Annotated in this window: 22 protein-coding genes, 1 other RNA gene and 1 pseudogene; 17 read left to right on the plus strand and 7 right to left on the minus strand. The window is 70.7% G+C overall.

From position 1 onward, the window contains the following. Positions 1–96 precede the first annotated feature (96 nt). The 9 genes and pseudogenes from AB4091_RS17885 to AB4091_RS17925 all read left to right on the plus strand — a co-directional run. A pseudogene (locus AB4091_RS17885) lies at positions 97–1,074 on the plus strand (CpaF family protein); the annotation flags it as partial. Further along, positions 1,074–1,940, plus strand: coding sequence for a type II secretion system F family protein (locus tag AB4091_RS17890; RefSeq protein WP_442294088.1), 867 nt, complete (start codon positions 1,074–1,076; stop codon positions 1,938–1,940). The pseudogene AB4091_RS17885 and the gene AB4091_RS17890, both read left to right, overlap by 1 nt. Then, on the plus strand, positions 1,937–2,914 hold the full coding sequence (locus AB4091_RS17895; RefSeq protein ID WP_442293487.1) for a type II secretion system F family protein: 978 nt from the start codon (positions 1,937–1,939) through the stop codon (positions 2,912–2,914). The genes AB4091_RS17890 and AB4091_RS17895 overlap by 4 nt, the downstream gene beginning before the upstream one ends. Before the next feature lie 82 nt (positions 2,915–2,996). After that, complete coding sequence (locus AB4091_RS17900; protein ID WP_442293489.1) at positions 2,997–3,209, plus strand: hypothetical protein; 213 nt, start codon at positions 2,997–2,999, stop codon at positions 3,207–3,209. Next, positions 3,206–3,667 (plus strand): TadE family protein, encoded by a 462-nt coding sequence (locus AB4091_RS17905; protein WP_442293491.1) that lies wholly within the window; start codon positions 3,206–3,208, stop codon positions 3,665–3,667. The genes AB4091_RS17900 and AB4091_RS17905 overlap by 4 nt, the downstream gene beginning before the upstream one ends. Next, positions 3,664–4,149 carry a pilus assembly protein gene (locus tag AB4091_RS17910; RefSeq protein ID WP_442293493.1) on the plus strand — a complete coding sequence of 162 codons (486 nt, stop codon included), beginning with the start codon at positions 3,664–3,666 and terminating at the stop codon, positions 4,147–4,149. The genes AB4091_RS17905 and AB4091_RS17910 overlap by 4 nt, the downstream gene beginning before the upstream one ends. Continuing rightward, the gene (locus AB4091_RS17915; protein ID WP_442293495.1) at positions 4,146–4,655 is read left to right on the plus strand and encodes a pilus assembly protein TadG-related protein; all 510 of its coding nucleotides are present in this window, start codon (positions 4,146–4,148) and stop codon (positions 4,653–4,655) included. Before AB4091_RS17910 ends, AB4091_RS17915 begins: the two co-directional genes overlap by 4 nt. 205 nt (positions 4,656–4,860) lie before the next feature. Then, positions 4,861–5,319, plus strand: coding sequence for a lamin tail domain-containing protein (locus tag AB4091_RS17920; RefSeq protein WP_442293497.1), 459 nt, complete (start codon positions 4,861–4,863; stop codon positions 5,317–5,319). Positions 5,320–5,542: 223 nt separating this feature from the next. Then, positions 5,543–6,079, plus strand: coding sequence for a matrixin family metalloprotease (locus tag AB4091_RS17925; protein ID WP_442293499.1), 537 nt, complete (start codon positions 5,543–5,545; stop codon positions 6,077–6,079). A 75-nt stretch (positions 6,080–6,154) separates the two neighbouring features. On the opposite strand, the gene AB4091_RS17930 is transcribed toward AB4091_RS17925, so the two are convergent. Further along, entirely contained in the window at positions 6,155–7,084 is a 930-nt protein-coding gene (locus tag AB4091_RS17930; protein ID WP_442293501.1) for a hypothetical protein, read from the minus strand. Between the two features lie 166 nt (positions 7,085–7,250). Here AB4091_RS17930 and prfB point away from each other — a divergent pair, with 166 nt between their 5' ends. The 6 genes from prfB to AB4091_RS17960 all read left to right on the plus strand — a co-directional run bounded on the left by prfB (position 7,251) and on the right by AB4091_RS17960 (position 14,744). Next, positions 7,251–8,363 carry a peptide chain release factor 2 gene (gene prfB / locus AB4091_RS17935; protein ID WP_442293503.1) on the plus strand — a complete coding sequence of 371 codons (1,113 nt, stop codon included), beginning with the start codon at positions 7,251–7,253 and terminating at the stop codon, positions 8,361–8,363. A 226-nt stretch (positions 8,364–8,589) separates the two neighbouring features. After that, the gene (gene ftsE / locus AB4091_RS17940; protein ID WP_442293505.1) at positions 8,590–9,504 is read left to right on the plus strand and encodes a cell division ATP-binding protein FtsE; all 915 of its coding nucleotides are present in this window, start codon (positions 8,590–8,592) and stop codon (positions 9,502–9,504) included. Between the two features lie 24 nt (positions 9,505–9,528). Then, positions 9,529–10,434, plus strand: coding sequence for a permease-like cell division protein FtsX (gene ftsX, locus AB4091_RS17945; protein ID WP_442293507.1), 906 nt, complete (start codon positions 9,529–9,531; stop codon positions 10,432–10,434). A 119-nt stretch (positions 10,435–10,553) separates the two neighbouring features. Beyond that, positions 10,554–12,059 (plus strand): peptidoglycan DD-metalloendopeptidase family protein, encoded by a 1,506-nt coding sequence (locus AB4091_RS17950; RefSeq protein WP_442293509.1) that lies wholly within the window; start codon positions 10,554–10,556, stop codon positions 12,057–12,059. Positions 12,060–12,184: 125 nt separating this feature from the next. After that, positions 12,185–12,658 carry an SsrA-binding protein SmpB gene (gene smpB, locus AB4091_RS17955; RefSeq protein WP_442293511.1) on the plus strand — a complete coding sequence of 158 codons (474 nt, stop codon included), beginning with the start codon at positions 12,185–12,187 and terminating at the stop codon, positions 12,656–12,658. Between the two features lie 85 nt (positions 12,659–12,743). Beyond that, positions 12,744–14,744: a DUF2207 domain-containing protein gene (locus AB4091_RS17960; RefSeq protein ID WP_442293513.1), complete on the plus strand. Its 2,001-nt coding sequence runs from the start codon at positions 12,744–12,746 to the stop codon at positions 14,742–14,744. Here the strand turns inward: AB4091_RS17960 and AB4091_RS17965 are convergent. Further along, positions 14,676–15,926 carry an MFS transporter gene (locus tag AB4091_RS17965; protein ID WP_442293515.1) on the minus strand — a complete coding sequence of 417 codons (1,251 nt, stop codon included), beginning with the start codon at positions 15,924–15,926 and terminating at the stop codon, positions 14,676–14,678. The two genes, AB4091_RS17960 and AB4091_RS17965, sit on opposite strands and share 69 nt — an antisense overlap. 53 nt (positions 15,927–15,979) lie before the next feature. Here AB4091_RS17965 and AB4091_RS17970 point away from each other — a divergent pair, with 53 nt between their 5' ends. Then, a complete protein-coding gene (locus tag AB4091_RS17970; RefSeq protein WP_442293517.1) occupies positions 15,980–16,849 on the plus strand; it encodes a winged helix-turn-helix transcriptional regulator in 870 nt (289 codons plus the stop codon). On the opposite strand, the gene AB4091_RS17975 is transcribed toward AB4091_RS17970, so the two are convergent. Next, entirely contained in the window at positions 16,833–17,444 is a 612-nt protein-coding gene (locus AB4091_RS17975; RefSeq protein ID WP_442293519.1) for a hypothetical protein, read from the minus strand. The genes AB4091_RS17970 and AB4091_RS17975 overlap by 17 nt on opposite strands. 117 nt (positions 17,445–17,561) lie before the next feature. Then, positions 17,562–20,936, minus strand: coding sequence for a pyruvate carboxylase (locus AB4091_RS17980; RefSeq protein ID WP_442293521.1), 3,375 nt, complete (start codon positions 20,934–20,936; stop codon positions 17,562–17,564). 247 nt (positions 20,937–21,183) lie between these two features. Between AB4091_RS17980 and ssrA the strand changes: the two genes are divergently transcribed. Next, positions 21,184–21,550, plus strand: a transfer-messenger RNA (tmRNA) gene (ssrA, locus tag AB4091_RS17985). Positions 21,551–21,603: 53 nt separating this feature from the next. Here the strand turns inward: ssrA and AB4091_RS17990 are convergent. From AB4091_RS17990 to AB4091_RS18000, 3 genes are all read right to left on the minus strand, one after another. Next, positions 21,604–21,975 (minus strand): DUF4333 domain-containing protein, encoded by a 372-nt coding sequence (locus AB4091_RS17990; protein WP_442293523.1) that lies wholly within the window; start codon positions 21,973–21,975, stop codon positions 21,604–21,606. 152 nt (positions 21,976–22,127) lie between these two features. Next, the gene (gene trxA / locus AB4091_RS17995; protein ID WP_442293525.1) at positions 22,128–22,526 is read right to left on the minus strand and encodes a thioredoxin; all 399 of its coding nucleotides are present in this window, start codon (positions 22,524–22,526) and stop codon (positions 22,128–22,130) included. A gap of 54 nt (positions 22,527–22,580) precedes the next feature. Next, entirely contained in the window at positions 22,581–23,204 is a 624-nt protein-coding gene (locus AB4091_RS18000; protein WP_442293527.1) for an SIMPL domain-containing protein, read from the minus strand. Positions 23,205–23,231: the final 27 nt, after the last annotated feature.

Genomic DNA, 23,231 nt, shown 5'->3' on the forward strand with positions numbered 1-23,231 from the left:
TCGTCAAGACTGTTCAACGCAAGCGCCGTGCGTTTCTGCAGGTCGAAAGCCTGAGCCAGCGACTACCAACGCCATCAAAGCACGTGGGGCTAGTTCTGGATCAACGAGCCCAGCAAGGTGTTCGTCGCCCGTGGCGGCATCTCCGAGCTGACCCCCACCATCCTCTCGGCCGATGACGTGCGCGACCTCGTCGAGCGCATGCTCAAGAGCAGCGGCCGCCGGGTCGACCTCAGCAGCCCCTTCGTCGACGCGACCCTCGCCGACGGCTCCCGCCTGCACGTCGTCATCCCTGACATCAGCCGGACCCACTGGCAGGTCAACGTCCGCAAGTTCGTCGTCAAGGCCGACCACCTCGACGACCTCGTCCGGCTCGGGACGATGCCGCGACAGGCCGCGACCTTCCTCGAGGCCGCGGTCGCCAGTGGGCTCAACGTCCTCGTGGCCGGCGGCACCCAGGCCGGCAAGACGACCCTGCTCAACTGCCTCGCCGCGGCGATCCCACCCCGCGAGCGCATCGTGACCTGCGAGGAGGTCTTCGAGCTGAAGATCCCGCAGCGTGATGTCGCATCCATGCAGTGCCGTCAGCCGAGTCTCGAGGGCACGGGCGAGGTGCCGCTGCGGCGTCTCGTCAAGGAGGCCCTGCGCATGCGCCCGTCGCGCATCATCGTCGGCGAGGTGCGGCAGGAGGAGAGCCTCGACCTGCTCATCGCCCTCAACAGCGGCGTGCCGGGCATGTGCAGCGTCCACGCCAACAGCGCGCGCGAGGCGGTGACCAAGATGTGCACGCTGCCGCTGCTGGCGGGCGAGAACGTGTCGAGTCGCTTCGTCGTCCCCACCGTCGCCGCCGCCGTCGACATCGTCGTCCACGTAGCACTCGAGCGCGACGGCGTGAGGCGGGTCAGGGAGATCGTCGCGGTGCCGGGGCGTGCGGAGGGTGACGTCATCGAGATCGCCGACCTGTTCGTCACCCGCGACGGCCGGCTGAGGCGTGCCGACGGGTTCCCGCCGCACCGTGAGGCCTTTGAACGGGCGGGCTACGACGTGGCCGCACTGCTGGGTCAGGTCCACCCGTGATACCGCCGCTGGCCATCGGGCTGCTCCTGGGCGCCGGGACGTTCTTCGTCTACTGGTCGTTCTGGCCGCAGGAGCCGGCTCACGAGCGGGCCCGGCAGGGCGGCTTCACCGCCCAGCTGCGCGACCACCTGAACCAGGCGGGCTACGCCTCGCTCACGCCGGCGAACCTCCTGGTCGGCTCGTTCGTGCTGCTCGCCTTCACCTTCGCGCTGGTCGTCGCGCTCACTCGCGTCGTGCCCATCGCCCTGTGCTTCAGCCTCATGGCCGGCGCGATCCCGATATCGCTCGTGCGCATGCGAGCGCGCAAGCGCCGCAACAAGCTTCGTGACCTGTGGCCCGACGTCGTCGACAACATCACCTCCGGCGTCCGCGCCGGCCTGGCGCTGCCGGAGGCGCTGTCGCAGCTGTCCGTGCGGGGACCGACCGAGCTGCGTCCGGCCTTCGCGGCGTTCGCAGAGGACTACCGCACGACGGGCCGGTTCCACGACTGCCTCGACCGCCTCAAGGACCGACTCAGCGACCCGGTCGGAGACCGCATCGTCGAGTCGCTGCGCATCGCGCGCGAGGTCGGCGGGAGCGACCTCGGCAAGCTGCTGCGCACGCTCTCGTCGTTCCTGCGCGAGGACGCCCGCACCCGGTCCGAGCTCGAGACCCGCCAGGGCTGGACCGTCAACGCCGCGCGTCTGGCAGCGGGCGCGCCGTGGGTGGTCCTCGGCCTGCTCGCCCTCAACGGCAGCTCGCTCGAGGCCTACTCCTCGCCCACAGGATGGGTCGTGCTCGCGGTAGGAGCCGGTCTGTGCGTCGTCGCCTACCGGGCGATGGTCTGGATCGGCCGGCTGCCCGAGGAAGAGCGGGTGCTCCGGTGAACGGCCTCGCCGGGCGCGTCGGAGCCTTCCTGGAAGAAGGCTGGTCCTGGACCGGCGCCGCCGCGGGGGTGCTGCTGGTCGCCGGCCTCGCCCTCGTGGTCGCGGGCCTCCCCGCGAGCCGGCGGCCGACCCTCGACGACCGCCTCGAGCCCTACCTGCGTGACACGCCGCGCCCCTCCAGCCTGCTGTCGCGGCCGGCTCCCGCGCGTGGCCCCTTCGGCTTCGGCGAGCTCCTCGCCCCGTACATCGGACGTCTGGGCGCCCGCGTCGGGGCCGTCATGGGTGGGGCGCCGTCCGTCGCGCGGCGCCAGCTCCGCGCGGGTAGACCCGCCGACGTCGACCGGTTCCGTGCCGAGCAGGTCATGGCCGGGGCACTCGGCGGCGTCGGAGGCCTCGTCTTCACGGGCATCGTCGCGGTCGCGCAGCGGCGGTTCCCGGTCCCCGTCCTCGTCTCGATGGTGCTGGTGGGAGTCTTCGGCGGCATCGCCCTCCGCGACTACCTGCTCACCCGGGCCGCGGTCCGGCGCGAGGCCCGGATGCTGACCGAGTTCCCGACTGTCGCAGAGCTGCTCGCGCTCGCTGTGAGCGCCGGCGAGGGAGCGGTCGGAGCCTTGGAGCGCGTCTGCCGGCTCTCGCAGGGTGAGCTCTCCGACGAGCTGAGGCGCTGCCTGGCCGACGCCCGCGCGGGGGCCAACCTCCCCACCGCGCTCCAGGGCCTCGCCGACCGCACCGGCCTGATGAGCCTGTCGCGCTTCGTCGACGGCATCGTCGTGGCGGTCGAGCGCGGCACCCCGCTCGCCGAGGTGCTCCGCGCCCAGGCTCAGGACGTCCGCGAGGACGGTCGGCGCACCCTCATGGAGCAGGGAGGGCGCAAGGAGATCTACATGATGGTCCCCATCGTCTTTCTCACCCTGCCGGTGACGGTCCTCTTCGCGCTGTATCCCGGCCTCAGCTTCCTGCACTTCCGGCTCTGAGCACGGCAAGCCCACGCCAGACCACGAACGACCCCACGGCGAAACGCAGCGCAACCACCACACCACTCACAGGAAGAACGACATGAACCACATCATCGCCACCCAGGCCCGAGCCCGTGCGGCGCTCGTCGGCGCAGCCCACCGCATCGCCGGACCACGTGATCGCGGCGACGTGCCCGGCTGGGTCCTGATCACGATCATGACGGCGGGCCTCGTCACCGCTCTGTGGGCCATCGCCGGCCCCCAGCTCGGGCAGCTCTTCAGCGACGCCATCTCCAACGTCAAGGGCCCGTGAGGCTCCCACCCCTCGGCACGCCACCGACACCTGCGGCCCTGGTCGCGCGCGCCACCACCTCGACGAGGGACCGAGGGTCCGCCATCCCTGAGTTCGTCATGGTCGCAGCCCTGCTGCTCTTCGTCGCGATGGGGGTCTTCCAGCTCGGCCTCGCGCTCTACGTGCGCAACACACTCATCTCCTCGGCGTCCGAGGGGGCCCGCTACGGCGCACGAGCCGACGCGTCCCCCGGTGACGGCGTCGCGCGCGCCCAGGCCCTCATCACGACGTCACTGGGCGCCTCGTTCGCCCAGGACGTGCGCGCGCAGCGGTCGGTCACCGCATCCGGCGTACGCGTCGTCGAGGTCCGGGTGACCGCGCCGCTGCCCGTCATCGGACCGGTGGGCCCGGCGGGTCTGCTCACGGTGTCCGGTCGAGCCTTCAGCGAGGAGCAGGTCGTCGCGGGAACGACACCGTGACCCGCCCCGAGCGCCTCCTCGCCCGCCTGGGCCGCCGCGCGCAGCCGAGCGGCCACGGCCGCGGCACCGACGACGGCCGCGCCATCATCGAGTTCATCTTCCTCGGAATCCTGCTCCTGCTGCCGTTGACCTACCTCGTCCTCACGGTCGCACGCCTCCAGGCTGCGTCGTTCTCGGCCTCTCTCGCCGGACGAGAGGCGGGGCGGGCCTTCGTGACCGCCAGGTCCGACGACGAGGGCATGGCCCGTGCTCGGGCGGCGGCGTCGCTGGCGTTCGGCGACTTCTCGTTCGACGCGGGGGCCGGCGTCACGGTGACGTGCGACGGCACTCCGTGCCTGCGTCCCGACGGGGCCGTCACGTCTGTGGCCAGCATCGAGGTGCAGCTGCCTCTGGTGCCCGACTTCATCGCCGATCACGTGCCTTCGTCGGTCACGGTCACCTCGACGCACGTCGCGTCGGTCGACAGGTTCGTGGCGCGATGACGAGCGCGTATGCCGGCCGGTTCGCCCGCGTCAGCCGCGCGGTGCCACGCTGCGCCCCGTGCTCGCGGCGCGCCGACGAGGGTCAGATCGGCGTGCTCGTGCTGGGCCTCTTCGTCCTCGTGACGCTGCTCGTCCTCGGCGCCGTCGACGTGACCGCCGCCCAGCTGGCCCGGATGCGTCTGCTCGACACCGCCGACGCGGCGGCGCTCGACGCCGCGGACGCCCTCGACGAGCGCGTCGCCTACGAGCAGGGCGTGCTCGACCGGCTCGCGGTCACCGACGAGTCCGTGGCCATCGCGGCCCGCGAGCACCTCGCCCGTACGCCGCTACCGCCCGGCATCACGTCGTGGGCCGTCGTGCCCGACACCGGCACGTCCGACGGGTCGACCGCCGTGGTGACCGTCCAGGGCACGGCCACCCTGCCGATGACCGGGTGGGTGCTCGAGTCCCTCGGTGGCAGCGTGACGATCACCGTCACGTCGCGCGCCCGGGCACCTCTGGGCTGAGCGGTGGGCTTCGCGGCAGTTCCCCGGAAACGCCTACGCCGTCGCCGCTCCGGCCGTAACCTCCGAGTCGACGCTCCGCGCCGGTCCAGCACGTCCAAGGCCGGCCGGTGCGGCGCGTCGACGACAGGGAACCGTGGCGCCGTCCGACGGACGGCGCCACTGGCATGTGACGCGGCCGCCGAGCCGCACGGATGAAGGAAAGCTGATGCACGCGTACGTCAAGAAGGCCGTCGTGGCCGCCACCGGCCTCGGTCTCGCCGTGGCTGCCCCCATCGCAGCAGCGAGCTCGGCCCAGGCCCTGCCCGCGATCATGATTTACAAGGTCCAGTACAACTCGCCGGGGTCCGACACCGGCAGCAACACGAGTCTCAACGCGGAGTACGTCGTCATCAAGAACACGACGCGGGCCAACCGGTCCATCACGGGGTGGACCCTGCGCGACAAGACGGGCTACACGTACAAGTTCCCGGCCTTCACCCTCAAGGCGGGCGCCACCGTGACGGTCCGCACCGGCCGCGGCACGGCGACGACCACCAACCGCTACTTCGGCTTCACGTGGTACGTCTGGAACAACTCCGGCGACACGGCCTACCTGCGGACAGCCGCCGGCACGACAGTCGACACCTGCACGTGGGGCAGCTCCGGCAGCGCCAAGCTCTGCTGACGAGCGGCACGCTCGCACGAAGGCCCATCCCGTCCACGGGGTGGGCCTTCGCCGTTCCCTCCGTCGACGACCACGCGTCCCTCCGGTGAGGACCGCGCGCTGCATCACCAGGGAATGGTCAAGAGATCGTCAAAAATGCCTCACGTCTGGACGAAATCGATAATTTGGACAAACAGCGCCAATGCATCCGGCGCACGCGGCGTCCACGAGCAGGAGCACCCAGATGAAGCGGATCGTCCTCGTCGCACTCGCGACAGCCGGAGCGGTGGGAATCGCCCTCGGACCGGCCGCACCCTCGCAGGCGGCCAAGCCGGCCCCGGCAGCCCCGACGGCGGCCTACCTGGGCCACTGGGCCACACAGGCAGTCGTCTACGACTCGACCGGTGGCGGCAACTGGTTCCGCATCGCGGAGGCCGTGGGCGAGTGGCGCACCGCCGGCTGGAACGTCGTCACGACGAGCGACCCGGCCCTGGCCAACATCAGCGTCGTCGCGGCGGAGTCGTCCATCTTCGGGGCCGTGGGCGATGCCAGCCCGGCGAGCACCGGCGGCGTCATCACGTCGTGCACGGTCCACCTGTCGCCGTCGTGGGCGACGATGAAGGGTGGCCAGCAGCTGGCGATCCACGAACTGGGTCACTGCGGGGGACTGCCTCACTCGACCTCGAGCAAGAGCGCGATGTACGCGTACACCAGCTCCTCCTCGACGCTGGCGAGCCCGACCAAGGACGACCTGAAGTGGATGGGCGCCAACTACCGGTAGGCAGCTCGAGCGGGGAAGACCTCATGACGACGGGCGGACCGGCGTACCGGGGTACCGGCGTACGCCGTCAGCGCGTCACGGCGTCAGCGCCGTCAGGTACGCGTGCTGGAAGCGGAACTGGCGCATCGTCGCATCCTTGTACTGGTCCGAGCCGGACTCGAAGTTGACGTAGACCCAGTCGCTGACGGGCCCTGCCGCACCACGCGGCACGTTGACGATGCCCTCGCTCATGGGCGGGATCTCGATGGGGCGCCCGTAGGTGGAGGAGCCGATCTTCCTGAACTTCAGGCGGCTGTAGCAGTTGCGACCGTAAGAGGTGCTGAAGATGTACTGCCCGTCGGCGACGACGGCCCCCTGGACGCGGGTCGGCGTGCTGATCGCGACCGGGGTGCCGGTCGGGGCCTGCGTCGACGTCAGCGTGTAGCGCCACATGGTGGAGCTGCCGTTGAGGGCGTCGCTGAAGCTGCCGACATAGAGGTAGCCGCCGGCCGCCGTGTTGTAGGAGCTGGCCTTGACCGACCATGAGCCGTTCGTCTTCAGCGCCGTGTTGTGCGGGGCGAGCTCGAGCGCACGCAGCGAGAAGCGGAAGAGGTTCTTGCCACCCGTGCTCGTCGAGACGAGCAGGCTGCCGCCGGCGACCGAGACGCCGCCCATGTGCCCCTCGATCTCCGCGCCGTTGGTGTACTGGACGAAGACCTTCTTGACGAGCGCGCCCGTGGAGCGGTTCTTCACCGCGAGGATGTTCCTGCCGGGCAGCCACGTGTCGTCGCTCAGCGACGTGATGAGCCAGTCCTTCGCCGGCCAGTAGGCGAGACCCTGCGACACGTAGTCGGTGTTCGTGTACGGGATGGTCGTCCCCGCGTCGACGTTGTTGTTGAACCACGTCAGCCCCAGCCGCGGCGGACACACCACCGCGGCGTCCGACGCGGTCGACGTGACGACTCCCACCGGAGCGACGAGCCCGACGACCGCGATGAGCCGCACGAGCGCAGCACGAATGCGCATACCCCTGTCCTTCCCCTGTTCCCCTGATGCCCCCGAGCGGCACGGTCGCTCACCCGGTGTGCGCATCCTGACCCACCACGACACCGGTGGCAATGGGCAGCGGTCCCCGCCGATGATCACCCTGGCCGTGCACGGCGCGTGCCGTGCTGCCGTAGGCTGTTCGATCGTGGCTGTTGACTTCACGCAAGAGATCAAAGAACTGCGCGCGACGATGGATTCCGTGCGTGGGGTCACCGACCTCGACGCCCTCGGCGTCACCATCGCCGACCTCGAGAAGCAAGCCTCCGCCCCCGACCTGTGGGACGACCCCGACCAGGCCCAGCAGGTCACCAGCGCGTTGAGCCGGGCGAACTCCGAGCGCGACCGGGTCGTCAGCATGGACGCTCGCATCGAGGATCTCGAGACCCTCGTCGAGATGGGCCAGGAGGAGAACGACCAGGCCACGCTCGACGAGGCCGAGCGCGAGCTCAGCGCCCTGCGCAAGGACGTCGGCGAGCTCGAGGTGCGCACCCTCCTCTCGGGCGAGTACGACGAGCGCGAGGCCGTCGTCACGATCCGCTCCGGCGCCGGTGGCGTCGACGCAGCCGACTTTGCCGAGATGCTCATGCGCATGTACCTGCGCTGGGCCGAGCGCCACGGCTACCCGACGAAGGTCATGGACACCTCGTACGCCGAGGAGGCCGGCCTCAAGTCCGCCACCTTCGAGGTGAACGTGCCGTACGCGTTCGGCCACCTCTCCGTCGAGGGCGGCACCCACCGCCTGGTGCGCATCAGCCCCTTCGACAACCAGGGTCGTCGCCAGACGAGCTTCGCGGCGGTCGAGGTCATCCCGCTCATCGAGAGCGACGACTCGATCGAGATCCCCGAGAACGAGCTCAAGGTCGACGTCTTCCGCTCGAGCGGTCCCGGCGGACAGAGCGTCAACACGACCGACTCGGCCGTGCGCATGACGCACATCCCGACCGGCATCGTCGTCTCGATGCAGAACGAGAAGTCCCAGATCCAGAACCGCGCCGCCGCCCTGCGCGTGCTCCAGTCGCGACTGCTCCTGCAGCGCAAGGCCGAGGAGGCCGCGGTGAAGAAGGAGATGGCGGGCGACGTCAAGGCGAGCTGGGGCGACCAGATGCGCTCGTACGTCCTCAACCCGTACCAGATGGTCAAGGACCTCCGCACCGACTTCGAGACGGGCAACCCGACTGCGGTCTTCGACGGCGACATCGACGGCTTCATCGAGGCCGGCATCCGGTGGCAGATCGGCGAGAACCGCCGCCAGGACTGACCGCCGAGGGTCTTCTCTCGGAGGGCCAGGGACTCGTCGCCCGCAGGACGCCCGGGACGCCACGCCGGGCACGCACGTTTTCCACGGGTTTCGTCTTGCGGCCCGTAGCCTCGGAGGCGGTCCTGAGCCCCCGCCCGCGTATGCCGTCGCCGACGTGTGCCGTCCGGGTGGCCGCCCAGCCCAGCCGCTGTCCCGCTGCAGTCCAGTACGAGTCGAGGCCCGACGCATGATCCTCTTCGAGAACGTGACGAAGACCTACCCACGCACGACCCGTCCGGCTCTCGACGACGTCAGCCTCGAGATCCCGCGCGGCGAGTTCGCCTTCGTCGTCGGCACGTCCGGCTCGGGCAAGTCGACGATGATGCAGCTGGTCATGAAGGAGCAGGACGCCACACGCGGACGCATCCTCGTCGCCGGACGCGATCTCGACCGCCTGCCGGAGCGCAAGGTCCCGGCGCTGCGCCGCGAGATCGGCTGCGTGTTCCAGGACTTCCGCCTGCTGCCCAACAAGACGGTCTTCCAGAACGTCGCCTACGCGCTGCAGGTGCTCGGCAGCAGCCGCGCCCGCATCCGCCAGACGGTCCCCGAGACCCTCGAGCTCGTCGGCCTCGCCGGCATGGAGAAGCGCCTGCCGCACCAGCTGTCGGGCGGCGAGCAGCAGCGGGTCGCGATCGCTCGTGCCTTCGTCAACCGCCCGCCGGTCCTGCTCGCCGACGAGCCGACCGGCAACCTCGACCCCGACACGAGCCTCGGCATCGTGCAGCTGCTCGACCGGATCAACCGCACGGGCACGACGGTCGTGATGGCCACGCACGACACGGTGACCGTCAACGCCATGCGCAAGCGCGTCGTTCGCCTCGACCGTGGCGTGCTCGTCAGCGACATGGAGGCCGGTGACTACACCACCGGCTCGATCCCGCTCATCCGGCTCGACGACGAGGCGGAGGCCCCCCGGCCCCTGGTCGCCGAGGCCCCCGAGGTGGCCGACGGCTACGACGACGCCGACCCGACGGCGTACGCCGATGGTGGCCGGGGCAACGACCGCGACGGCCTGCCGCCGATCGGCCGTGACGCCGACGAGCCACGGTCACGGGGCGGGATCTTCCGACGGCACAAGGCCGTCCAGACGAGCGACCGCTGACCGCGAGACGGAGCCAGACACGACATGCGATTCCAGTTCCTCCTCGGCGAGATCGGCAACGGCCTGCGGCGCAACCTGTCGATGGCCGTCTCCGTCGTCATCGTCACGATGATCTCGATGTACCTGCTGGGTCTCGGCCTGATGGGCCAGCGGCAGGTCGACACCATGAAGGACTACTGGTACGACCGCGTCCAGGTCACGGTCCTGCTGTGTGCCGAGAAGACGCGCTTCACCAACTGCGCGGGTGAGCCGACCACCGAGGCGCAGCGCGAGGCGATCAAGGGCGAGCTCGAGGCGCTCAAGCCGACGGTGAAGGAGGTGTACTACGAGTCGCGCGACGAGGCGTACGAGCGGTTCAAGCAGACCTACAAGAACTCTCCGCTCGCGCGGGCGGGGGAGTCCTACTTCGCCGACTCCTACCGCGTGAACCTCAACGACGCCGGCAAGTTCGACGTCGTCGCAAGCTCGATCAAGGGCATGCCCGGGGTTGCCGACGTGCAGGACCAGAAGAAGCTCCTCGAGAAGTTCTTCACGTTCATGAACACCGTCTCGTGGGCCGCGATCGCCCTCTCGTCGCTGATGGTGCTGGCGGCGGTGATGCTCATCTCCACGACCATCCGGCAGACCGCGTTCAGCAGACGCCGCGAGACCGGCATCATGCGGCTCGTCGGCGCGTCGAACTTCACGATCCGCTTCCCGTTCGTCATGGAGACGGTGCTCTCGAGCGTCCTCGGCGCGGTGCTCGCCATGGGCATGCTCTGGGCCACGGTGCGCTACGGCGTCGTCGGCTTCCTCAGCCAGACCCTCACCGACACGGCCTTCATCGGGGTGGCCGACGTCTACTACGTCGCGCCCTTCGTCGTGCTCGGCGTGGTCGTGCTGTCCAGCCTCACGTCCTGGGTGACGCTGCGCCGCTACCTGCGCGTCTGACGCCGGCGATCCCGCCGAACCCGCGACCCGAGCACCCGACGCACCAACGAACCGGCGCAATCGTGCCGAACCCTCCCCAACGCGAGTGGCGTGTGGTACCAATGACACATATGTGGCTCATGAGGCGATCTTCCTTGCGCAGGCCCGCGACCAGTCTCACGGCCGCCGGCCTCGTCGTCGCGTGCACCGTCTCGGTCGGCACGGGGCTTGCCGCGCACGCCGACTCGGTCTCAGACCAGAAGAAGCGCAACGACAAGAGGATCGCCGCGCTGGGCCAGCAGCTCGAGGGGACCAACGCCGCCCTCGCGCGGGCCTACGTCAACCTCGAGCGCACCAACGCCGCGCTCCCGGTGGCGCAGCAACGGGTCGTCTCCGCGCAGGCGACCCAGGCGCGCGCGCAGGCCGCGCAGGTGGCTGCCGAGGCCACCGAGGCGCGCGCGATCGACGCGGAGGCCAGGGCTCGCGCGCACAACGAGGACGTCGCCCAGAAGCTTGCGGTGGCGCAGGCGAACGAGCAGCGCGCCAAGGAGCGCCTCGCGAAGAGCGCGACCGACCTCGTGTCCAGCCAGGACGCCCTCGACTCCTATGCGGCAGAGGTCTTCCAGGGCTCCAGCCAGGAGTCGCAGCTCGGCATGGTCTTCGGGTCGACCTCCCCGCAGGACTTCGCTGACCGCCTCGTCATGGCCGACACCGCGAGCGCCGTCGCGAGCGACACCATCGACAAGCTCGCCGCCATGACGGTCGACGACACCTCGACCCGCTCCTACCTCACCTCGGTGCGCGGCGAGATCGCCGAGCTGAAGCGTCAGGCCGAGGCGGCTCTGAACAGCGCTGAGGCGGCCGCAGCCGCGGCGACCGATGCCAAGAACCAGGCGATCGTGGCGAAGAACAACGCCATCACCGCCGCCCAGAACGCCGCGGCGGCCAAGACGCAGCTCGACCAGCTCAAGTCCAAGCAGTCCGGCTACGCCGCCGACCTCGCCGTGCAGCGCAAGAGCGAGGCCGCCGACCTCTCTGCCGCACGCGCCGAGTCGGCACGCCTGCAGGCCGTCCTCGTCGAGCGTGCCCGGCAGGCCCGCATCGCCGAGCAGAAGCGGCTGGCCAAGCTGCGCGCCGAGCGGGCGGCCAAGATCCGCGCCGAGCGGGCCAAGGCGGCCGCGGCCAAGAAGCGCGGCCAGGTCTACGTGCCCAAGACGCCGCCGCCGGTCCAGAACACCGACAACACCCCGTCGAACTACCTCACCTACCCCGCCAACGGGCCGACGACCTCCGGCTTCGGCATGCGCTGGCACCCCGTGCTGCAGAAGTGGATGCTCCACGACGGCCTCGACTGGGGCATCGCCTGCGGCACGCCGGTGTATGCCGCCGCGCCGGGTCAGGTCATCCGCGCCGGATGGCGCGCGAGCGGGTGGGGCAACCAGGTCCTCATCGACCACGGCATCCACCGTGGTGTCGACCTCGTCACGAGCTACAACCACCTGTCGAGCATCGTGAAGTTCGGCGGCAACGTGCAGCGCGGGCAGCTCATCGGCTACTCCGGCACGACCGGCTACTCGACCGGCTGCCACCTGCACTTCGGCACCTACGAGGACGGCACACCGGTCGACCCGCGCAAGTGGCTCTGAGCCGTGGTGCCGCCCGGCACCGAAACCGGCTCTGAGAAGAGCAGCCCTTCGGGGTAGCGTTGTGGCGCCGACCGCGGCCCGCGGCCAGGCAGACCAGCGCAGCCCGATGTCGGAAGGACGGTCCGGTGCCCAAGGAGAAGGGGCGGTCGCTCATCGCGAGCAACCGCAAGGCCCGACACGACTACCTCATCGACGACACGTTCGAGGCCGGCATCGTGCTGTCCGGCACGGAGGTCAAGGCGCTGCGCATGGGACGTGCCTCGCTCGTCGACGGCTTCGCGATGTTCACCGGCGACGAGCTCTACCTCGAGAACGTCCACATCCCCGAGTACCTCAACGGCACGTGGAACAACCACGCCCCGCGCCGCAAGCGCAAGCTGCTCCTGCACCGCGCCGAGCTCGAGAAGATCTCGCACAAGACGCGCGAGAGCGGGCGCACCATCGTGCCGCTGTCCCTCTACTTCAAGGACGGCCGCGCCAAGGTCGAGATCGCGATCGCGACCGGCAAGAAGGAGTACGACAAGCGGCACGCCCTGCGCGAGCGGCAGGACCAGCGCGAGGCCGACCGCGCCATGAGCACCGCGAACCGGCGCCGCTGACCGGTTCGGCCCGACCCGTCGGAACCTCACGCACCCGGTGCGCGTCCGGTGTCAGGATGCAGGGACAACGACCTGGAGGGACCCGATGAGCGGATCGAGCGGATCGAGCGGTTCGAGCGTGGCGCGCGTCAGGCGCCTCGGAGTGCTGGCGTTGCTCCTGGCCGCCGCCGTGCTGCTGGCCGGTCCGGGGTCGAGCGCCCGGGCGGCCGGGGGCGAGGGCATGGACTCCTTCGCCGCGGTGTACGACCTGCAGCCCGACGGCAGCATGAAGGTCACCGAGACGATCACGTGGCGCTTTCCGACCGGCGCCCAGAAGCACGGCATCTTCCGCAACATCGTCGTGCGCATGGGCTGGAACGACGAGCAGGACCGCTACCGCTACTTCGACCTCACCGACGTCGACGTCTCCAGCCCCAGCGGTGCACCCCACGCTTTCCGGGTGAGCGACAACGGCGCGTCCAAGGAGATCCGCATCGGCTCCGCCGACGAGTTCACGAGCGGCACGCAGGTGTACGAGATCCACTACACGCTGCACGACGTGCTGAACCCGATCACCGCCGACGGCCAGCCGGCGACGGGCACGGCCCCCGCCGACACGGTGGAGCTCTACTACAACGTCTTCGGCCCGAACGAGCTGACGGAGCGCGACCGGGTGTCGATCACGGTCAAGGCCCCGACGGGGTCGACGAAGGTCGCCTGCTTCCAGGGCGTCACCCGGTCCGACACCCCCTGCCAGGCCAGCTCGGGTGCCCCCGCGACGTTCTCGGCGCAGGGCCTCACGTCCGGCGAGGCCATGTCGGTGCTCGCCTCCTACCCGGCGTCGGCCTTCGGCGACGTGCGCGCCGACGTCCGTCAGGGCAGCTCTGGCTCGTCGGTCGGCTCGGCCGCTGCGCCTGCCGCCAACGCGGCCGCGTGGCTCGGCGGCATCGGTGCCCCGGTGCTCGCGCTGGCGGTGATGGGCACCCTCGTGTGGACCCGCGGCCGCGACGAGCGCTACGCCGACGTCACGCCGGGCCTCACTCCGGGCCTCACTCCGGGCCTCACGCCGTCGTTCGGCACCGGCGCCACGGGCGACGGCACGCCGAGCGCCGCGACGGTCCGCGGCGGGTCGACCACGGTCGCCGTGCAGTTCCAGCCGCCGAAGGGCGTCCAGCCCGGGATGGTCGGCACGATCATCGACGAGACCGCCAACCCCATCGACGTCTCGGCCACCCTCATCGACCTCGCCGTGCGTGGCTTCCTCCGCATCGAGGAGAACGACGCCGGCGGCATGTTCAGCCGCACCGACTGGACGCTCACCCGGCTCGCGCCCCCGACTGCCGAGCGCCTGCTGCCCTACGAGCGCCAGCTGCTCGACGGCGTCTTCTCCAGCCGTGGCGACACCGTGCGCCTCTCCGAGCTCAAGAACACGTTCGCCAGCACCCTCAAGCGCATCCAGTCGGAGATGTACCAGGAGGTCGTGACCCGCGGCTGGTTCCGGTCGTCGCCGCAGACGCAGCGCGGCGTCTGGCAGGGCCTCGGCCTCGTCATCGCGGTCCTCGGTGGTCTCGTGCTGTTCTACGGTCGCCCCGCCCTCAGCGCGGTCCTCGGCGGCGGCTTCACCGGTGGCATCGCGCTTGGCGTCGGTCTGGTCCTCTCGGGGCTGATCGTGTGGTTCCTCGGGGGCCGGATGGCGGCCAAGACGGCCGAGGGCTCGGCCGTGCTGGCCCAGTCGCTGGGCTTCAAGGAGTACCTCACGACCGCCGAGGCGGGCCAGATCGAGTTCGAGGAGGCGAGCAACATCTTCAGTCGCTACCTCCCGTATGCCGTCGTCTTCGGGGTCGCCGACCGCTGGGCCAAGACGTTCGCCGACGTGGCGCGAGCGGCCGAGGCCGCGAACCAGCCGCTCATCATGCCGACCTGGTACGTCTGGAGCGGCAGCACCTTCCCTGACTTCACGAGCATCGCCAACGGGGTCGACTCCTTCTCGACGACCTCGACCGGCACCTTCACCTCCACACCGGGCTCGTCGGGCTCGTCAGGGTTCTCGGGCGGCGGCGGGTTCTCCGGCGGAGGCGGCGGGGGTTCCTCGTCCGGCTCCTGGTAGCTCGACCGGGTCCGCGCGACGCCCGGTGGCGACTCGTCCTGAGGCCAGGGCGAGCAGGGCGCCGACCCCCGCGACGACTCCGCAGAGCGGCCAGAGCAGTCCCGGCCGGGCGGCATACACGATGCCGCCCAGCGGCGCCGACAGCATGCTTCCGCTGGTGGCGGCGCCCGTGTAGAGGCCCTGGTAGCGCCCGACGAGGTGGGCCGGGGCGGCGTCGAGCACGTGGGCCGTCGCCGTCGTCTTGTAGAGGATCTCGCCGGCCGTGAGCACGACCATGCCGGCGACCGCCGCGACACCGACCCCGAGCCAGGTCAGGCCGAAGGCGACGAAGCCGGCTGCCACGAGCGCGTAGCCCGTGGCGATGATGGGCACCGCGGGCCGTCGACGCAGCCAGAGGGCGACCGGGATCTCGAGTGCGAGGATGAGGCCCGAGCCGACCGCGATGACGGCGGTGTAGAGACCCAGCGGCTGACCCGCGTCGCGAAGGTGGAGCGGGAGCGTCGAGTAGAGCTGCCGGTAGACGAGGTCGACGAGGACGATGGCCGGCAGCAGCAGCCAGAGGGAGCGGTCGGCGCGCACGGCCCGCCAGAGACCGCTCGGCGCGGCAGGGTCGCGCAGCACCGGCGCCTCGTCGGCCAGGAACCGCGAGGTGACGTGACGCAGCACCAGGGTGAGCACGCCGTCGATGACGAAGAGCGCGTCGTAGCCGCGACTCGCCAGCAGTGCCCCGAGCGGCGGGCCGATGACGAAGCCGGCGTTGGAGGCGGCACGGCTCACGGCCACCGACGACCGTCGCGACCCGGCCGGCACGGCGAGGGCCGCCAGGGCACCCTGGCTCAGGGAGGCCACGGCGCCCAGGTAGCCGGTCACCGGCATCGTGGCGGCGAGCAGCCACACGGGCTGCCAGGGGATGAGCAGCGTCAGCACGCCCACGACGGTGGCCGAGATCAGCAGGACGCGGCGGTGGCCGTGCCGATCGCCGAACCGGCCCCCCGTGAGGTTGCCCAGCAGGGCGCCGACGCCGTTCGAACCCGCGATGACGCCGGCCGGGACGACGTCCAGACCGCGCGGCCCCGTGAGGTAGAGCACGAGGAAGAGCATGAGGAACGCGCTGGCCGAGCTGACGAACCGGCCGACGGCCAGCACCCAGACGACGCGGGGGAGATCTCGCAGCTCTCGCACGCGACCATCCGACCACAGTAAGTCTCGTTTGGAAACTCAGTTACCCTGTGACGGTGACGAGACGACAGGCCCGGCCCGACGACCCGTGCGGCATCGCCCAGGCCGTCGGAGTGCTCGGAGACCCGTGGAGCCTGCTCGTGCTGCGCGACGTCGCGGGCGGACTCACCCGGTTCGACGCGCTGGTGGGCGAGACGGGCATCTCGCGCAAGGTGCTCACCCAGCGGCTGGCCGCGCTCGTCGCCGACGGCGTGCTCGAGCGGCGGGCCTACTCCCACCGGCCGCCTCGCCACGAGTACCTCCTCACCGACCTGGGGCGGGCCGCACTACCCGTGCTGGGAGCATTGCAGGAGTTCGGTGACACCTGGCTGCTCGGCGACGGCAGTGCCCGCGCGAACGCCGCCGAGGAGTCCAACGAGGTCGTACGCGTGAGATCGCTTGTCGGAGAGGTGATCCCGCTGCTCCATTCCCTCGACCCCGTGACGGAGCACCCTTTCACCGTCGTCTACTGCTACCCGGGCAACGCCTTCCCGGGGGCCGACGAGATCCCGGGCGGCGTCGGCTGCACCCTCGAGTCGTGCACCTACCGTGACCGGCTCGGTGAGCTGGCCGACCTCGGTGCCGGTGTCGTCGGCGTCTCCACGCAGCGGCCCGGCGAGCAGGCCGCGTTCGCCGCGGCGAACGACATCCGGTTCCCACTCGTGTCCGACGCCGACCTCGAGCTGACGACCGCGCTGCGGCTGCCCACCTTCAGGGCGGGCGGCACGACCAGGCTCAAGCGGCAGACCCTCGTGGTCGACCGTGAACGCGTGGTGCGGGCCACGCTCTTCCCGATCCCCGACGTCACGGGCTCGGTCGCGGACGCGATCGGGATCGTCCGCGGCCTGCACGACGCCGCGGCCGCCGGCGTCAGCGCACTCGGGTGAGCCGTCCAGAACCTCCGTCACCGAGCTCGGTGCGGTAGGCGAGCACGTCGTCGCCGAGCACGAAGAGCTCGCCGTCCGCGTGGGGCACGCACGAGGGTGAGCTGCCGGGCGCGTACGTCCTGGTGCCGAACTCGAAGACCGGCCCGTCGGTGACGTTCACGAGCGTGAGGTTGCCGACGCAGGCAGGCGCGTCGGTCGAGAGCGTGCCGCAGGGCCCGCCCTCGGAGCACGAGTCCGTGACGACGAGGGTGATGGGCATCCGCTGCGCACCGACCCGGGCCAGGCCGGTCCACGTGCCGGTCAGCCCCTCGAGGGCTGCCGACCTCGGCGGAGGCACGGGCGCGGGGGCCGGTGTGAGGAGGGCGTCGTCGGCCGTGGTCCCGGGCTTGGAGGCGGTGGCGGCGATGTTCGACGAGGCGCCCGCCGGGAGGTCAGGGGCCGTGGCAGCCGGCGGCAGCAGGCGCGTCAGCACGCTGACTCCGCCGGTGATGGCGAGCGCGCACAGCGCCATGACGAGCGCCCAGCCGGCCGCGCTGAGTCCAGGTCCGCGCCCCGACCCGGCCGCGGATCTCCCTGGCTGCTGCCGACCGACCATGACGCACCTGCCCAGATGTCCCGACCGTTCGAGCGTACCCACGCCCGGGTGGCCACCACAGGTGAACCGCAGGTATGCCGGTGACGGCTCACGAGTGGGCCGGCCCGATGGCGCCGCTCAGCCGATGACGACCAGCAGGTCGCCGCCCTCGACCTGCTGGTGGGTGCCGATCGCCACCCGTGAGACGGTGCCGCCGGACGGAGTGGTGATGCTGGCCTCCATCTTCATGGCCTCGATGGTGGCGACGACGCCACCCGCCTGCACGCTGTCGCCCTCCGCGACCGCGAGGGTCACCACACCGGCGAACGGTGCAGCCACCTGACCCTTCGCGCCGGGGTCGGCCTTCTCGGCCGACTTCACGTCGGCCTCGACCGACCGGTCGCGCACCTGGATCGGCCGGAACTGGCCGTTGAGCGTGCACATGACGGTGCGCATGCCCTTGGAGTCGGCCTCGCCGACCGACTGGACGCCGATGAGCAGCCGCTTGCCCTGCTCGATCTCGACCTCGTACTCCTCGCCCTGCTCGAGGCCGTGGAGGAACTCGACCGTGCCGAGCACCGAGAGGTCGCCGTAGGCCTCGCGCGACCCCTCGAACTCCGACGTCGGGCCCGGGAAGAGCAACTGGTTCAGGGTGCGTCGCGGCGCCTGGTCGAGGTCGTGCTCCTGCTGCGGCGACAGCTCGGTGAGGCGCGGCCTGGACTGCCGCCCGGCGAGGGCCTTGGTGCGGAACGGCTCGGGCCAGCCACCGGGAGGGTCGCCGAGCTCGCCGTTGAGGAACCCGATGACCGACTCGGGGATGTCGTACTTCTGCGGGTCGTCCTCGAAGTCCTGCGGGTCGGCCCCGGCGCCGACGAGCGCGAGCGCGAGGTCACCGACGACCTTGGAGCTCGGCGTCACCTTCACGACGTTGCCCAGGATGCGGTTCGCGGCGGCATACATGTCCTCGATCGCCTCGAAGCGGTCGCCGAGACCGAGGGCGATCGCCTGCTGCCGCAGGTTGCTCAGCTGACCACCGGGGATCTCGTGGAAGTAGACCCGGCCGGTGGGGGAGTCGAGGCCCGACTCGAACGGCTTGTAGAGGTGGCGCACCGCCTCCCAGTAGGGCTCGAGCGCGAAGACCTGCTCGATGTCGAGGCCCGTCGGTCGCGCGGTGTCGTCGGTCGCCGCCACGAGGGCCGACAGTGACGGCTGGCTTGTGGTGCCGGCCATCGTCGCCGCCGCGGCGTCGACGGCGTCGACCCCGGCGTCGATGGCCGCGAGCAGCGTGCCGATCTGCCCGCCCGCCGTGTCGTGGGTGTGCAGGTGAACGGGCAGGTCGAAGCGCTCGCGCAGGGCGGTGACGAGCCGGGCGGCGGCCGGGGCGCGGAGCAGCCCGGCCATGTCCTTGATGGCCAGCACGTGGGCACCCGTGCCGACGATCTGCTCGGCGAGGCGCAGGTAGTAGTCGAGCGTGTAGAGCTTCTCGCCCGGCGACATGAGGTTGCCCGTGTAGCAGAGCGCGACCTCCGCCACCGCGGTGCCGGTCTCGAGCACCGCCTCGACGGCGGGTCTCATCTGCGACACGTCGTTGAGGGAGTCGAAGATGCGGAAGATGTCGAGTCCGGTGGCCGCCGCCTCACGCACGAAGGCGTCGGTGACGGCGGTCGGGTAGGGCGTGTAGCCGACGGTGTTGCGCCCCCGCAGCAGCATCTGCAGGGGGATGTTGGGCATCGCCTCGCGCAACGCGGCGAGCCGTTCCCACGGGTCCTCGGCGAGGAAGCGCAGGGCGACGTCGTAGGTCGCGCCGCCCCATGCCTCCATCGAGAGCAGCTGCGGTGTCAGGTGCGCCACGTGCCGGGCGACGTGCAGCAGGTCGCGGGTGCGCATCCGGGTCGCGAGGAGCGACTGGTGGGCGTCCCGGAAGGTCGTGTCGGTGACGGCGACGTCGTTCGCCTCGCGCAGCGCCCGCGCGAACGCCGCCGGTCCGTCGGCGACGAGCCGGTCTCTCGAACCGCGCGGCAGAGGTGTGTCGGGCAGCTGGGGAAGCTTGTGGCGTGGGCGGACTCGCGTCGTCACCGGCCCGTTCGGCTGGTTCACCGTGACGTCGGCGAGGTAGCTGAGCAGCTTGGTCGCGCGGTCTGCGCTGACGCGGGCGGCCAGCAGCTCGGGTCGCTGGTCGATGAACGAGGTCGTCGCCAGTCCCTGCTGGAACACCGGGTCGCTGAGCACCGCCTCGAGGAAGGGGATGTTGGTCGAGACGCCACGGATGCGGAACTCCGCCAGCGCTCGCTGGGCGCGCCGCACCGCGATCGGGAACGTCATGCCGCGACACGTCAGCTTGACGAGCATCGAGTCGAAGTGGGCGCTGACCTCGGCGCCGACGAAGACGGTGCCGCCGTCGAGGCGCACCCCGCTGCCGCCCGCGGAGCGGTACACGGTGATCGTGCCGGCGTCGGGCCGGAACCCGTTGGCGGGGTCCTCGGTCGTGATGCGGCACTGCAGGGCGAAGCCCTTGGTGCGGATGTCGTCCTGCCGCAGCCCGAGCGATGCGAACGTCTCACCCGACGCGATCTGCATCTGCGTCACGACCAGGTCGATGTCGGTGACCTCCTCGGTGACGGTGTGCTCGACCTGGATGCGCGGGTTCATCTCGATGAAGACGTAGCGCCCGTCCTCGCCGAGCAGGAACTCGACGGTGCCCGCGTTGACGTAGCCGATGGACCGTGCGAAGGCGACCGCGTCGGCGCACATCCCCTCGCGGATCTTGGCGTCGAGGTTGGGCGCGGGCGCGATCTCGACGACCTTCTGGTGGCGCCGCTGGAGCGAGCAGTCGCGCTCGAAGAGGTGGACGGTCTCGCCCGTGCCGTCGGCGAGGACCTGGACCTCGATGTGCCGCGGGTTGACGACCGCCTCCTCGAGGTAGAGCGTCGGGTCGCCGAACGCCGACTCGGCCTCGCGCTGGGCGGCTTCGAGGGCGTCACGAAGCGCGTCCCTCGTCTCGACGCGGCGCATGCCACGGCCGCCGCCTCCGCTGACCGCCTTGACGAACACCGGGAAGCCGATCTCGTCGGCCGCAGCCCCGAGCGCGTCGAGGTCGGTGCTCGGCTCGGAGCCGCGCAGGGTCGGCAGCCCCGCGTCGCGCGCGGCCGCGATGGCGCGGGCCTTGTTGCCGGTGAGGTGCAGCACCGAGGCCGGTGGGCCGATGAACGTGATGCCGGCCGCCTCGCACGCCTCGGCGAGGAGCGGGTTCTCCGAGAGGAAGCCGTAGCCCGGGTAGATGGCGTCGGCGCCGGCCTCGACGGCCTTGGCGACGATGGCCCCGTGGTCGAGGTAGGCGCGGACCGGGTGCCCCTGCTCACCGATCTGGTAGGCCTCGTCGGCCTTGAGGCGGTGCTCGCTCTTGCGGTCCTCGTAGGGAAAGACCGCGACGGTTCGGGCGCCGAGCTCGGTCGCGGCTCGGAAGGCCCGGACGGCGATCTCGCCTCGGTTGGCGACGAGAACCTTGCGGAACATCGGACCTCCAGGGTCGGGGCAGCTCGGTGGTCCACGACGACCACGTCCCGAAGCCTAGTGGCGGGTGCGAGACCGCGAGCACGGGTGACACAGGGCGGGACGGGCGAGTGGTGCGCCGTCGGCGGCACGATCGAGAGGTGAAGGGGAATGGCTTGGACCGGCCGAGCGTTCCTCCTGCATACTGTGGACTCCACTCCGGTGGAGCTGCAGGTTGAGAAGTGAACAGCGTGACGTGGACACCCCTCATGGGGGTGATCGGTTTCGACGGTGGTCGACACATCAGGGGAAGCGGGTCGAGGATGCAGGGTTATCTCGTAAACGCTCCTTGCACAACAATAGGTGCCAATTCCAACCGCACCGACTTCGCCCTCGCCGCCTGAGCGAGCCTCGAAGTCTGTCAGCCTGAGCTAGTTTCCGACTCAGTGCCTGGCATCAGCTAGGAAACTTGCTGCCCAGTCATGTTGGGGGACTGCGCGGGACTCTTTCTCAACTGGGCCTGTCAGGGGACGCGTGCGTGCGAGCCCTGGGGCCGAGAAAAGCCGTAGCGCACTGCACCCGGAGAAGTCCTGGTCTCTCGTCATCGGACGCGGGTTCAATTCCCGCCACCTCCACCACTTCGTGGTGGCCACGTCACGCTGTCACGACCCCATGCGGTCGAGTCGATGCGTCAGGCCTTCACGCGTGTCAGCACGTAGTGCCCGTCGGCCTTCGTGAACGTCGCCCGCAGCGTCACCTTCGCGCCGTTGAGCGTGAGGTGGCAGTCGGTGTGCGTGCCCACCTTGAGGTTGGGGAAGTTCGCGCACGTGACGCCCGAGACCGTGTCCTTGGGCGCGTTCTTCTTGGCCCGCGCCATGATGCGGGCCGCCAGGGCCTTGCCGCTCGTCGCCGGGTTGAAGACGACCACCGACGGTGCCGCCGTGACCGTCTTCGTGACGGTGGGTGGCGCGCCGGGGGAGCCTTGCGCGCACCCACCGAGCGCCATCACACCGACGGCTCCCGCACCGACGACCATCACGTACTCCCGCATCCGCCCACTCATCCGTGCCTCCCCGAACCCCGGTGTCCACGCTGGAGTCAAGTATCGCGGGGCCGCCCTCGGTGCACAGCGGAACCGGCGAGTACACCAAGAGGGCACCCTGTCCGACAGGGTGCCCTCTCGCGTATGCCGTGTGCCGGCGTCCCGTGGTCGGGTCAGGCCTGCTCGGGGGCCGCCGCGGCCGCGGTGGCGGCCTCTGCCGCCATCTGCTCCTTGATCGGAGCCATGTCGAGGTTCTTGACCTGCTCGATGACGTCCTGGAGCGCCGACTGGGGGAGCGCCCCCGGCTGGGCGAAGACGAGGACGCCCTCCTTGAAGGCCATCAGGGTCGGGATCGAGGTGATGTTGGCGGCCTGCGCGAGCGACTGCTCGGCCTCGGTGTCGACCTTGCCGAACACGATGCCGTCGTTGTCTCCGCTCTGCGACGCGGCGTCGTAGACCGGCGCGAACTGGCGACACGGGCCGCACCAAGAGGCCCAGAAGTCGACCAGCACGATGTCGTTGTCGAGGACGGTCTTCTCGAAGGACTGCGCGGTCAGGTCAGTGGTAGCCATGTCTCTCGCAACGGATCGGCGGTGACGGGTATTCCGCGCGTGACGCGCCCCGGGTCACACCAGCTGCCAGGTGACCGTGACGGTCGCCACGAGCTCGAGGTCGCCGCCCTCGACCGGCATCCCTCCTGCCGCATCGGCCGCGACCGCCATGAACTTCGACCGCCGTCCCGCGAGCGGCATCGCGCCGCCCTCGGCCACCCCGAGAACCGCGCCGAGCTCGGCACCCGACAGGCCGGCATACTGCTGCGCCTTGTCGTGGGCGTCGGCGAAAGCGCCGTTGCGGGCGGCGCGGAGCCCATCGGAACGGTCGGCCACGTCGAGGCGGACCGAGTCGACGAGCAGGGCGTTACCCACGGCTGCGGCTGCGGCCTCGAGGATCTCGCCGACCGCCTCGAGGCGGCGCACGGTCACGCCGAGGCGCTGCTGTGCGGTGAAGCCGACCGCCGTGCCGGTGTTGTCCCAGCGCTGGTTCACGCCTGCGTCGAGCGTGCGGATGTCGGCATCGGCGACGCCGCGCTCGCGCACGACGGTGCCGACCTTCCTGATGCCGTCGGTGGCCCCGGCGAGCGCCGCCGCGACGTCGTCGGCGTCGTGGCCCACCCGCAGGTCGAGCCGCACGACGTCGGGGGAGACCGACGCCCGGCCGCTGCCGTTGACGGTCACCGTGCGCTTGCCCATGGCTGTCCTCTCGTCGGACCGCCGGGG

Source organism: Terrabacter sp. 2RAF25 (assembly GCF_052115265.1).
GTDB lineage: Bacteria > Actinomycetota > Actinomycetes > Actinomycetales > Dermatophilaceae > Terrabacter.